11 protein-coding genes are annotated in these 12519 nt (G+C 62.3%); 2 read left to right on the top strand and 9 right to left on the bottom strand.

Annotated elements, in window-relative coordinates; all coding sequences use genetic code 11:
• The gene (locus tag PspS35_RS13295) at positions 1-3084 is read left to right on the top strand and encodes an efflux RND transporter permease subunit (protein WP_159935155.1); all 3084 of its coding nucleotides are present in this window, start codon (positions 1-3) and stop codon (positions 3082-3084) included.
• Positions 3085-3192: 108 nt separating this feature from the next.
• On the opposite strand, the gene PspS35_RS13290 is transcribed toward PspS35_RS13295, so the two are convergent.
• From PspS35_RS13290 to PspS35_RS13270, 5 genes are all read right to left on the bottom strand, one after another.
• On the bottom strand, positions 3193-4422 hold the full coding sequence (locus PspS35_RS13290; protein WP_159935153.1) for a M20/M25/M40 family metallo-hydrolase: 1230 nt from the start codon (positions 4420-4422) through the stop codon (positions 3193-3195).
• Positions 4423-4470: 48 nt separating this feature from the next.
• Positions 4471-5529: a diguanylate cyclase gene (locus tag PspS35_RS13285; protein ID WP_159935151.1), complete on the bottom strand. Its 1059-nt coding sequence runs from the start codon at positions 5527-5529 to the stop codon at positions 4471-4473.
• Between the two features lie 105 nt (positions 5530-5634).
• A complete protein-coding gene (locus PspS35_RS13280; protein ID WP_159935149.1) occupies positions 5635-6267 on the bottom strand; it encodes a LysE family translocator in 633 nt (210 codons plus the stop codon).
• 70 nt (positions 6268-6337) lie between these two features.
• Positions 6338-7207 (bottom strand): sugar phosphate isomerase/epimerase family protein, encoded by an 870-nt coding sequence (locus PspS35_RS13275; protein ID WP_159935147.1) that lies wholly within the window; start codon positions 7205-7207, stop codon positions 6338-6340.
• A 26-nt stretch (positions 7208-7233) separates the two neighbouring features.
• A complete protein-coding gene (locus tag PspS35_RS13270) occupies positions 7234-7398 on the bottom strand; it encodes a rubredoxin (RefSeq protein WP_016968943.1) in 165 nt (54 codons plus the stop codon).
• 158 nt (positions 7399-7556) lie between these two features.
• Between PspS35_RS13270 and PspS35_RS13265 the strand changes: the two genes are divergently transcribed.
• Positions 7557-8969 (top strand): PLP-dependent aminotransferase family protein, encoded by a 1413-nt coding sequence (locus PspS35_RS13265; protein WP_159935145.1) that lies wholly within the window; start codon positions 7557-7559, stop codon positions 8967-8969.
• Here PspS35_RS13265 and PspS35_RS13260 read toward each other — a convergent pair.
• Genes PspS35_RS13260 through PspS35_RS13245 form a run of 4 tightly spaced genes read right to left on the bottom strand, consistent with a single transcriptional unit; the run spans position 8966 to position 12217 of the window.
• Positions 8966-9631, bottom strand: a complete 666-nt coding sequence (locus PspS35_RS13260) for a methionine ABC transporter permease (protein WP_159935143.1) — start codon at positions 9629-9631, stop codon at positions 8966-8968. The two genes, PspS35_RS13265 and PspS35_RS13260, sit on opposite strands and share 4 nt — an antisense overlap.
• On the bottom strand, positions 9628-10374 hold the full coding sequence (locus PspS35_RS13255; protein WP_159935141.1) for an ATP-binding cassette domain-containing protein: 747 nt from the start codon (positions 10372-10374) through the stop codon (positions 9628-9630). The genes PspS35_RS13260 and PspS35_RS13255 overlap by 4 nt, the downstream gene beginning before the upstream one ends.
• The gene (locus PspS35_RS13250) at positions 10371-11165 is read right to left on the bottom strand and encodes a MetQ/NlpA family ABC transporter substrate-binding protein (RefSeq protein ID WP_159935139.1); all 795 of its coding nucleotides are present in this window, start codon (positions 11163-11165) and stop codon (positions 10371-10373) included. Before PspS35_RS13250 ends, PspS35_RS13255 begins: the two co-directional genes overlap by 4 nt.
• A gap of 14 nt (positions 11166-11179) precedes the next feature.
• Positions 11180-12217: an isopenicillin N synthase family oxygenase gene (locus PspS35_RS13245; protein WP_159935137.1), complete on the bottom strand. Its 1038-nt coding sequence runs from the start codon at positions 12215-12217 to the stop codon at positions 11180-11182.
• Between the last annotated feature and the right edge of the window lie 302 nt (positions 12218-12519).

Raw genomic sequence — 12519 nt, 5'->3', positions numbered from 1 at the left:
ATGCGCGGCATCAACCTCTCCGAACTGGCGGTCAAGCACCGCGCCGTCACGTTGTTCCTGATCATCGCGATCCTTGCCGCCGGGATTTTCTCGTTCGGCAAACTGGGGCGCGCCGAAGACCCCTCCTTCACCGTCAAGGTGATGACCATCACCGCCGCCTGGCCCGGCGCCACAGCCCAGGAAATGCAGGAGCAAATCGCCGATCGCCTGGAAAAACGCCTGCAGGAGTTGGACTACTACGACCGCGTCGAGACCATCGCCCAGCCGGGTTTTGTGTCGATGCGCATGACGTTTCTGGAGTCCACCCGCCCCAGCGAGATCCAGGACCTGTTCTACCAGACCCGCAAAAAGCTCAGCGATGAAGCGTCGAGGCTGCCCAACGGGGTGATCGGGCCGTTCTTCAACGATGAATATTCAGATGTGTACTTTGCGTTGTACGCCTTGGAAGCCGAGCACATGCCCCATCGCCAGCAGGTGCAGATGGCCGAGGAACTGCGCCAGGGCTTCCTCAATCTGCCGGGGGTGAAGAAGGTCAATATCCTCGGCGAACAGCCCCAGCGGATTTTTGTCGAGTTTTCCTATGAGCGCCTGGCGACCCTGGGCATCAAGCCCGAGCAGATCTTCGCCGCCCTTGCCGCACAAAACGCGGTGGCACCGTCAGGCTTTGTGGAAACCGCCGGTGCCCGTGCCTATATCCGTATCGACGGGGCCTTCGACAGCCTGGCGCTGATCGAAAACGTACCGCTGGAAGGCAATGGCCGGTTGCTGCGCATTGCCGATGTGGCGACCGTCAGCCGCGGTTATGAAGACCCGCCCAGCTACCGCATCCGCCATCAGGGCGACCCGGCGCTGATGCTCGGGGTGATCATGGAGAAACACTGGAACGGCCTGGAACTGGACAAGCGCCTCAAGGCCGAGGAAGCGCGGATCCACGCCGACCTGCCGCTGGGGGTGAATTTCGCCAAGGTCTCCGACCAGGCAAAAAACATCAGCCTGGCGGTGAATGAATTCATGCTGAAATTCTTCGTTGCCTTGGCGGTGGTGATGATCATCAGCCTGTTGGCATTGGGTTTTCGCGTGGGCCTGGTGGTGGCCGCTGCGGTGCCGCTGACGCTGTCCGTGGTGTTCGTGATCATGCTGGTCACCGGGCGTGAATTCGACCGCGTTACCCTCGGCGCGTTGATCATCTCCCTTGGCCTGCTGGTGGACGACGCGATCATCGCCATCGAGATGATGGTGGTCAAACTCGAAGAGGGGTTTGACCGCATTCACGCCGCCACCTACGCCTGGAGTTCCACCGCCGCGCCGATGCTGACCGGCACCCTGGTGACCATCATCGGTTTCCTGCCGGTGGGCTTTGCACGCTCGGGCGCTGGGGAATACGCCGGCAATATCTTCTGGATCGTCGGCTTCGCGTTGATCTCGTCGTGGTTGGTGGCGGTGGTGTTCACCCCGTACCTGGGCGTCAAGCTGCTGCCGAACATCAAACCGGTACCCGGTGGCCACGACGCCATCTACGCCGGCCGCCACTACCAGAAACTGCGCACCGTGGTGGAACTCTGTGTGCGCAGGCGCTGGCTGGTGACGGGGCTGGTAGTGGCTGCATTTGTGCTGTGCGGGCTGGGCATGGGGGTGGTGAAGAAGCAGTTCTTTCCCGATTCCGACCGCTCCGAGCTGATTCTGGAGGTGTATATGCCGCCCGGCAGCGCCTTCAAAAGCACTGAGGCGGTGGCGGCGCAACTGGAAAAGGCGCTGCTGCAAGAACCCCAGACGAGCATGGTCGACACCTATGTGGGCGGCGGCGCGCCACGTTTTTTCCTGTCGCTGAACCCTGAACTGCCGGACCCGGCGTTCGCCAAACTGATCGTGCAAACCCCGAATGCCCATGCCCGCGACGCGCTGAAGCTGCGCATGCGTGAGCGTATCGCGGCGGGCGAATTCCCGGCGGCGCGGGTGCGCGTCACGCAATTGCTATTCGGTCCGCCGGTGCCCTTCCCGGTGGTGTTCCGTGTGTCCGGCCCGAATCTGGAGGTGCTGCGCGGCCTGTCCGAAGACGTGCGCACAGTCGTCGCCGCCAACGCGCTGACCAAGGACGCCTTCCTTGATTGGGGCGAGCGCACCAGCGGTTACCGCCTGGTGCTCGACCAGGACCGCCTGCGCCTGCTGGGCTTCACGCCCAACGAGGTCAAATCCCAGCTCAACGCCCTGCTCAGTGGCAACCCGATTACCGAGGTGCGCGAAGGCAACCGCACGGTATCCGTGGTGGCCCGGGCCCAGGGCAACCAGCGCGAGAACCTGGGCAACCTCAACAACATGACCCTGACCAACAGCGCCGGCACGTCGGTGCCCCTGGCCCAGGTCGGGCATTTCCAGGCGGTGATGGAAGAACCGATCCTCAAGCGTCGTAACCGGGCAAGCACCGTGGAAGTGCGCGCCGATATCATCGACGGCGTCCAACCGCCGGACGTGGAAATGGCCGTGTACAAAGACCTGCAACCGCTGATCGCCAAGCTGCCCGTCGGCTACCGGATCGACATCGGCGGCCCGGTGGAAGAAAGCGCCAAGGCCAACGTCGCCCTGGCCGCGCTGTTCCCGATCATGATCCTGCTGACGCTCACGGTGATCATGTTCCAGGTGCGCTCCTTCGGGGTGATGTTCATGGTGTTTGCCACCGCGCCCTTGGGCTTGATCGGTGCGGTGCCGACGCTGCTGCTGTTCAACCAGCCGTTCGGCTTCAACGCGATATTGGGGCTGATCGGCATCGGCGGCATTCTGATGCGCAACACGCTGATCTTTACCGACCAGATCCGCCAGAACCAGGAGCACGGCATGGCGATACGCGAGGCCATCGTCGAAGCCACGGTGCGGCGCGCCAGGCCGGTGATCTTGACCGCGCTGGCAGCGGCGCTGGCGTTTATTCCGCTGACGTTGTCGGTGTTCTGGTCGTCCCTGGCCTACGTGCTGATCGGAGGGGTGCTGGTGGGCACGCTGTTGACGCTGTTGTTCTTGCCGGCGCTGTGCAGTTTGGTGCTGGGGCGGCAGAAGACGAAGGTTGTTGAACCTTCCCACGCAAGCGCCGGATAAGCTGCAGCCCACGACGCGTGCCAGGCCAATACGTCGAGCTGCAAAGCGACATAACAAGCATCGGCCAGAAAAACAGGCTCACTCATGGTGCATGAGTGAGCCTGCCAATCACCGCTTCGACAGCTCCATGATCATCCGACTCAGCAAGTAGACCCGAGGCGCGACACTCTCCACCTGCGCATACTCCTGCGCCGTATGGATATTGCCGCCCACAATCCCAAACCCATCCAAGGTCGGTGTGCCCACCCCGGCCGATAAGCTCGCATCCGCCGCCCCACCGCTGCCTTCAATGGTCAATGTCTTACCCAACTCGCCATAAATCCCCTGGGCAATCGCCACCAATTTGTCCGACTCCGCCGTTTGCGGCATCGGCGGCAGGCCGCGTTTGAGGGTGGTGGTCACTTCGGTTTCCGGGATCAGTTTGTTCGCGGAAACCCGCACCAGGTCTTTCTCGATCCGATCGAACTCCTCCGGCAGTGCCGCGCGCACATCCGCCTTGGCGGTGGCTTGGTCAGGAATCACGTTGGTGCGGTCGCCGGCGTTGATCACGGTGAAGTTGATGGTGGTTTTCTTCTCTTCATCGCCCAACTTGCCCAGTTGCAGGATCTGGTGCGCGGCTTCCATGGCGGCGTTGCGGCCCAGTTCCGGGGCGACGCCGGCGTGGGCGGCTTTACCTTTGACTTCGACCACGGCGGTGGCGCTGCCTTTGCGCCAGACCACCAGGCCGTCGGCTGGGCGCCCTGGCTCAAGGTTCAGCGTCACGTCGTGGGCCTTGGCGGTGGTGCGGATCAGGTCGGAGGCGATGTCGGAGCCGGTTTCTTCGCTGGCGTCGAGCAGGAAGGTGATCTGCGCATAATCCTTGAAGCCTTGGTTTTTGAGGACTTTGAGTGCGTAGATACCGGCGACGATGCCGCCCTTGTCATCCATCACGCCTGGGCCATAGGCGCGGCCGTCCTTGATGTGGAACGGGCGCTCGGCGGCGGAGCCTTCCTTGAACACGGTGTCCATATGGGCCATCAGCAAGATCTTGGCCTTGCCGCTGCCCTTGAGGGTGGCGATCACATGGCTGCTGTTGGCGGCCGCATCCGGCACCCGTTGGATGCTGAAGCCCAGTTGCTTGAGTTCATCGACGGCGATGTCACTAACCTGGGTCAAGCCGGGCCCGTAGCCGGAGCCCGAGTCGATGTTCACCAAGCGCTCCAGCAGTTTCAGCGCCTCGGCCTTGTACTGTTCGGCATCCGCCTGGATCTGCTTGTGGGGTTCGGCGCTGTAGGCCGGGAGTGCGAAGGACAAGGCCAGCGTGGCGGCCAGGAGGGTACGGGGGAAGGTGAAAAGCATAAACCGATCCTTGTTTTTTGTTGGGAGGGGCGGCCCCACCCTACCCCACTAAACGGACCGTAACCAACTCCCCTGCACCGCACTCACCCGGTTGCGCCCACTGCTCTTGGCTTCGTACAGCGCCAGGTCGGCATCGTTGAGCCAACCGATAGAGTCAGCATGTTCTGGTTGATACGGCGCCAGGCCGATGCTCAAGCTGGCGCGCAGGGCCGGGTCCTGGGCGTAGGCCAACGCGTTGAAGCGGTCACGCAAGGCGTCCATCACCTCCGTGGCGCGGTTGAGGGGCATCCCCGGCAGGATCACGCAGAACTCGTCGCCGCCGTAGCGTCCGGCCAGGTCGGTGGCGCGCAGGTTCTGGCGCAGTATTTTACCGAGTTGGCGCAAAACGATATCGCCCGTGACGTGGCCGTAGGTGTCGTTGATGGTCTTGAAGTGGTCGATGTCGATAAGCGCAATCGCGGCGCCCTGTTGTTCGCGGCGGCAGCGTTGGAATTCGATTTCGAGGTGGTCTTTCCACGCGCCATGATTGAGCAGACCGGTCAGGCTGTCGGTGCGGCTCAGGGCAAGCAATTCGCGTTTGTGCCGGGCCAGGGTCACCGCCTGGCGGTAGCAGATCCAGCCCAGCGCCAGCGGATACAGCATCAGGATCGGCAGGCACGCATAGAGTTGGGCCTGGGTGGTCACGGCCAGGAAGGCTGGCGTAAAGATCAACAACGAGGCGCCAATGCCCAGCGCCTGCGCCACCCACCCGGCCAACATGAAGCGCGGGCCGCCGATGGCCACGTTGTTCATGGTCATCATCGACAGGGTGGTCACGCTAGGGAGCGGATTGAAGTGCATGGCCCCGACCCAGAACCCGCCGCAGAACGAATCGAACAACAAGTTGCGGCGCTCGCTGCGCAGCGAGTTTGCAGTTCGCGAAGACAGTTGGAACGCCAGGTGCGGCCAGACAAACGCGTTGATCAGCATCCAGGCCCACACCCACAGCGGTGGGTCCAGTGGGTACATGCCAAACACCACGCATACCAAACCGAGCGTCAGCCCCAAGGTACGGGATTTGTACAAGCGGGTAGCGAGCGGAAGTCCCTTTCCTCCGTCGGCTGGCATGGTCGGATGTAATCCTGGATGAATGCCTGGAGTCTATCAGGGCGCCAGCAATTCGCCACTACCATTCATAAGCTCATCACCCGCCAAATGCCCGATCCAAAGCGCTTAGTGGGAAAAGCCCCGGGCCAGCATCAACGCCACACCCAACAACAGCACCGCAGTGACGCGCTGCAACAACACGCGGCGCTTGGGGTTTTCCAGTACGTGCTTGATGCGCTGGCCGAAGTAGCAATACAGGCAGCCGCTGGCAAATTGCAGCAACAGGAAGGTCGCGCCGAGGATGGCGATATCTGCCGCCGAACTGTGCTGCCCTGCCCCGGCAAACTGCGGGAACACGGCGCTGAACATGATGATGGTCTTGGGGTTGGAAAACCCGGTCAGCAGCCCTTTGCCGAACAGGCTGCGCGAGCCTTCCACGGCGCCGGCCTTGCCGATCGCCACGCCGCTGCTGGTCCACTGCTTGTAGGCCAGGTAGAGGATATAGGCCACGCCGACAAACTGGATGGCCTGGGTGATGGCGAGGTTGCCCTTGATCAGTTCCGAGAAGCCGACGGCAAAGATCAGGATCGAAATCAGGTACGACACGCTGGCGCCGATCTGCGCCGGGATCGAACTGCGCAAGCCGTCCTTCAGGCCCAGGCTCAGCAGCAGCAAGGTCATGGGGCCAGGGCTAAAGGTCATGGTGGCGCAGAACAGCAGGAAGTAGAGAAACGAAGACAGCGTTAACGCAGTGGTCATGGGCCTGGGCCTTGAATAAGTAAAAACGACAACCGTAGGACGGACACGCCAGCGCCCGTCCCGGCATCCATCAGGCCACCGCGATCTCGGTGGTCAGGGATTCGCGATACATCACCGCCAGTTCACCGAGGGCGGCCTTGGCGGTCTGGTTGCGGGTTTCGAACGCCACCAGGCCTTTCCAGTTGGTTTCAACGATGGCCTGCACCACATCGGCGTAGTCGCAATTGCCGTCGTGAATGCCGAAGTGCTGGTCCTGCACGCCATTGTTGTTGCTGAAGGAAATGCCCTTGATCAGGTGGTGATACTTGCGCACCACCTCGGCCGGCAGGCCGTTTTCAATGTTGGCGTGGCCGGCGTCGAGGAAGAAGTACACATTGCGGTGTTCCTGCAGGCGCTCGAACACAAAGGCGTATTCCGCTTCATGGGTAAAGATGTAGTGGAACGGCCGATAGTTGACGTAGTTGGACAGGTTTTCCAGGTAGATATCCACGCCCTTGGCCTCGGCGTAGCGCGCCAGTTCCTGCACCGACTTGAGGTAGTGCTCCAGGGCGACCTTCTTGGCCATCAGCACCATTTTTGGCTCGACGATGCAGCCACCGTGGATGATCAACGGCGCACCCAGGCGGCTGGCGATGTCCACTTCCTTTTTAACGTACTCCACGGCCGCTGCGCGAAAGGCTTCCACATCACTGCCCAAGGGCGCCTTGAAGTTGCCGTGGTACACCGGTTTCACACCCGTGGCCGCGATCTGCTCCTGCAGGCTGGCGATGCGCTCGTCGGTCCAGTCATCGACCATCTCGCCGAACAGGCTGCCGTCGATGTACCAGTGGGTGCAGCCGCCTTCGATGGCGGTGTGCAGGCCTTTTTCAGCGGCCAGGTATTTCTGGTGGGCTACGCCGGTACAGAACGGCACGCTAGCGTTGATCAGTTTGCTTTCCATGGAGCGATTCCTTTCGTGATGGAGGGTTACAGTTCAATGGCCATGAAATCAGCCTTGGTCACGCCGCAATCCGGGCATGTCCAGTCTTCTGGCACCTCTTCCCAAGGGGTGCCTGCCGGGATTCCGTCCTCGGGAATGCCCAATTCTTCTACATACATAAATCCGCAGGGCGCACACATATAAGTCTTCATGAGAATGCACAATCCATTGCTCGCGTATAGGAAAGTTCGCCGCTTCCAGGCGAGATGGCGCGCAGTCTAGGGGACTGGCATTGCACAAGGCAGGTAAAGTAATGCCTAATCCGGCCTAACTTCACCGGTAAAATCACCGGCAAACACAAGGAAGGTTTATGTTTGTATCCGCCATCGCCTTTGTGGACGGCACGCCAAAGGTGCAGCAGATCGTCGAGGCGTTCAGCCAGGCCATCGAGAACGGTGAATGGGCGCCTGGCAGCAAATTGCCATCAGTGCGCGAACTGACCCAAACCCTGGGTGTGAGCAAGTTCACCCTCAATGAAGCCCTGGACCGCCTGCGCGGGCGCCACCTGCTCACGTCCAGCCAGGGCCGTGGCTACTTTGTGGCGATGGACAGCGCACGCCCGGCCTCGGTGGCCTGGGTCGACCTGCTACCCCAGGACCTGCTCAGCGTGTTGCGTCGCCCCTTGGTCACCGCCAGCGGCGAGTTGCGCCCCGGCGGCGGCCACCTGCCGGAAGAATGGCTGGACGCCGACGCCATCCGCCAGGCCATGCGCAGCGTGGTACGCGCACCGTCGCTGCGCATCGCGGGGTTGGGCACGCCGGCCGGTTTACTGCCGTTGCGCCAGGCCCTGCAACAGAAGCTGCACGGCGAAGGTTTGTCGGTGCCGGTGGAGCAGATCATCACCACCCCCAACACCGTGCAAGGCCTGGACATGTTGATGCGCCTGCTCGCCCGGCCCGGCGACACGGTGCTGCTCGACGCGCCGTGCTACTTCAACTTCCACGCCAACCTGGCCCTGCACGGGGTCAAGGTGGTCACGATCCAACGCCGCTCGGATGGCTTCGATTTCGTCGCCCTCGAACAGCTATTGGCCGAACACCGCCCCAGCCTGTACCTGACCACCAGCGTGCTGCATAACCCTACAGGCCATTCCTTCAGCCCCAGCCAGGCGTTTCGGCTGTTGCAACTGACCCAGCAGTACCAGTGCCATATCGTCGAAGACGACCTCTACGGCGACTTGCACCCCAGCCCGCCACCGCGCCTGGCGGCCGTCGCCGGTTTGGATCAGGTCACTTACCTGTCGGGGTTCTCCAAGATTCTCAGCGCCAACACCCGCGTCAGCTTCGTGGTGGCCGCGCCGCAACTGGCGGCCAACCTGACCAACATGAAGTTGATGAGCGGCGGCGTAACCTCGGAGCTGTTCGAGCAGATCGTCTACCGCATGCTCAGCGAGGGCAGCTACGCCAAGCACCGCAAGCGCATGGTCCAACGCCTGATGGAAGCCGGCGGGCGCGTCGAGCAGTGGCTCAAGCGTTGCGGGTGTGAGTTGCCGATGGCCTATGAAGGCGGGATGTTTATCTGGGCGCGCCTGCCACCGGGGGTAAACGGCGAACTGTTGGCCCAAGAGGCGTTGAAACGCAGCATGGTGCTGGCGCCTGGCGCGCTGTTTGGCTACGACCCGGCCCATCGCGATTCGATGCGCTTCAACGTGGCCCATACGGATGAGCCGCGGGTGCAGCGGGTGTTTGAGGCCTTGCTGCTCAAGGCCGGGCGCGCGCCTTAGCGGCGATGGGCGAGGGAGCGCACGCAACGGTCCCCCAGGCTTTGTACGCCCTGCACCAGCAGCACCAGCACGATCACCGTCACCACCATGATCTGGTTGTTGAAGCGCTGGTAGCCATAACGGATAGCGAGATCGCCCAACCCGCCACCGCCGATCACCCCGGCCATGGACGAAAAACCGATCAGCATCACCAGGGTCAAGGTCACCCCGGCCACCAGCGCCGGCAAGGCTTCGGGCAGCAGCACCTTGAGGATCACATGGCGAATATCGCCACCCATCGCCACGATGGCTTCGATACGGCCCTTGTCCACTTCATCCAGGGCGGTTTCGACAATGCGCGCAAAGAACGGAAAAGCACCAATGGTGATCGGCACCACCGCGGCAGTGCTGCCCAAGGTGGTGCCGACGATCAGCCGCGTGAGCGGGATCAGCGCGATCAACATCACCACGAACGGCAATGAGCGTCCCAGGTTGATCACCCCGCCCAGCGCCCGGTTGAGGCGCGGCAACGGCAGCAGGCCGTCGCGCCGGCTGATGAACAGCAACACCCCCAGGGGCAGGCCGATCAACAGCGTAAACAGCCCGGCCAGCAATACCATGTAGAGGGTTTCACCGGTGGCGTTGAGCAGCAACTGCAGGATGTCGTTCCAATCGGTTTTCATACGGCCCTCACCACTTGCAGGCTTGGCGCCAGCGAACGACCCAGGCGCGAGGACGGGTCCGCTTGCAGTTGCAACAGCGTGCCGCTTTCCACCACGCGGCCATCGGCCAGGGACACCGCGCTGTCGCAGATCGCCTTGACCACGTCCAGTTCGTGGGTGATCAGCACGATGGTCACGCCCAGTTGCCGGTTGATGTCGCGCAACAATTCAAGAATCGACGCGGTGGTTTCCGGGTCGAGGGCGCTGGTGGCTTCATCCGACAGCAGGTACGCCGGCCGCGCCGCCAAGGCACGGGCAATGCCGACGCGCTGCTTCTGCCCGCCGGACAACTGTGACGCAAATGCCTGGGCCTTGTCGCTCAACCCCACCAAGGCCAACAGCTCTGCGACCCGCGCGGCGCGCTCGGCCTTCGGCACGTTGGCGATTTCCAGCGGCACCGCGACGTTATCCGCTACGTTGCGCGAATGCAGCAGGTTGAAGCCCTGGAAGATCATGCCGATGCGTTGGCGTTGCTGGCGCAGTTGCTTGTCGTTGAGCAGGGTCAGGTCCTGGCCATCGAGCAGGATGCGCCCGCTGGTGGGCCGCTCAAGCAGGTTCAGGCAACGCAGCAAGGTGCTTTTACCCGCACCGCTGCGCCCGACAATGCCGAAAATCGCGCCATCGGCAATCTGCAACGAGACGTTATCCAGCGCCGCCGGCTGGCCACCGCCGTAGGTTTTGCTGATGCCCTCGACAACGATCATTCGACCGCCACCGGGATCACCGAGCCGGCGTACTTCTCGGTAATGAACTTGGCCACCGCTGGCGAGCGCAGGTCGTTGGCCAGTTGCTGGATGCGCGGGTCTTGCGCCAGCTTGGGCGTGGTGACCAGGATATTTGCGTACGGGTTGCCCTTGGCCTGCTCCAGCCCCAGCGCATCCTTGGACGGCTCCAGTCCGGCTTCCAGGGCGAAGTTGCCGTTGATCACGGCCAGGTCTACATCATCCAGGGCGCGAGGAATTTGCGGCGACTCAATCTCCAGGATCTTCAGGTGCTTGGGGTTTTCGGCAATGTCCTTGGGCGTGGCCTGGTCCTTGGCGGCATCGTTGAAGCCGGGCTTGAGTGTGATCAAGCCGTTGGCTTGCAACAGGTACAGCGCACGGCTGAGGTTGGTGACGTTATTGGGGACGGCGACCGTGCCCTTGTCCGGCACTTGGTCAAAGCGGGTGTGACGGCGGGAGTAGATGCCCAGCGGCTCGATATGCACCGTAGCGGCCACGGCGAACTTCTGGCCGAGGGCCTGCTCCTGGGAGTTGAGGTACGGCAGGTGCTGGAAGTAGTTGGCGTCGACATCGCCATGGGCCAACAGCTCGTTGGAGTTCACGCCGCTGGGGATTTCGATGATCTTCAGCTTCAGGCTCGGGTCGAGCTTTTGCACGTACTCAAGGATCTGCGCGTGGGGGATAGGGTCGGCGGCCACGCGCAATGCATCGGCGGCCGAGACACTGAGTGAGGCCAGCAAGGCCGCCAGGGTAAGTGCGGTTGTTTTCAACATAAGTGATCTCCTGATCAGGCGGACAGTGCTTGGGGTAGCGTGGCGTCGGCATAGAAACGTTGGGCGACATCGGGGTGCGAGCGCAGGCGGCCCTTGAGGTAGTTCCAGCCCACGTCACGCAGCAACGGGTTGCGCGGATCGCTCTCGGGGCCGTGGGCATCGCGCAACAGCTGGGGCGCCAGTTGGTACACCGGCACCACCGCATCCAGTTGCGCACCGAGGAAAAATGCCAGGGACAAGCGCTCGCTGCCCACTGGTGGCGACACTACGCGGTGCACGGTGGCGCGCAGATAACCGTTGCTGGCCAGTTCGAGCAGTTCGCCGATGTTCACCACCAACGTGTCGGGGCGCGGTGACGCATCGATCCAGCGGCCCTCTTCCACTTCCACCTGCAAACCGGCCTGCTGGTCTTGCAGCAAAAAGCTGAGGAAACCGGAATCCTTGTGCGCACCGACGCCTTGGCGGCTTTGCTGGGCGTGACGGCCGGGGTAGCGGATCAGCTTGATATGTTCGTTGGGTTTGTCGCCGTACAGCGCGTCGAAGGCATTTTCCGGCAGGGACAAGGCCTGGGCGAAGGCGCGCAGCAGGCGCAGGGCCATCTGCGTCATCGCTTGCTGCCAACCGAGCACCAAGGGCTTGAGTTGAGGCAAAGCCGCCGGCCATTGGTTGGGACCTTGCAGCCGTGCCCAGGCGGCCGGGTGCCCGGCCACAGCTAGGGGCTCGCGCTCTGCGCCGACGTCGAACTGCTCGCGCAGGTCCGGCTGGCCGCGGGTGATCTCTGACGCTGCACGGTTGTAGCCGCGAAAATGCGGCGAGTTGAGCATGCCCACCGCCAGCTTGTCGGCCTCGGGCAAGGCAAAAAATGCCCGCGCCTGTTGCTGCACCTCGGCCAGCAGCGCCGCGTCGATGCCGTGGCCGGTGAGGTAGAAAAACCCGATATGCCGCGCCGCCAGGCGCAGTTCGTCGAGAAACTGCTGGCGTTGCTGCGCGGTGCCATCGAGTTGCGACAGGTCCAGCAACGGCAAGGTGGTGATTGACTGCACGTGGGCCATCGGTGGCTCGCTCCTTGAACAGAATCCTCTAGAAGCGTCCAAGCTAAACGATCTTAAAAACCTCCAATAAATATCTTTTTAGAATTAGCTTAGGCGCACGGCAAAGGCGCTGCGTAGGCACTGCCCCCTGCGACAGTCGATCCGTTCTTGTTCGTTGACCATCGTTGTTACACACCATATAGTGTGCCCACAAACAGAACAGACCACTACATAGTGTGCAGCATCGGTATTTACCGACCACACTACGCGCACTATTTCAATGCCTAATAGCCTGCAAACCGCATATTTTTGGACGGTTTCAT

This window comes from Pseudomonas sp. S35, from assembly GCF_009866765.1.
Classification (GTDB): Bacteria; Pseudomonadota; Gammaproteobacteria; order Pseudomonadales; family Pseudomonadaceae; genus Aquipseudomonas.
Note: the sequence above shows the minus strand (reverse complement) of the source record. Positions and strands in the feature narration are given on the sequence as shown.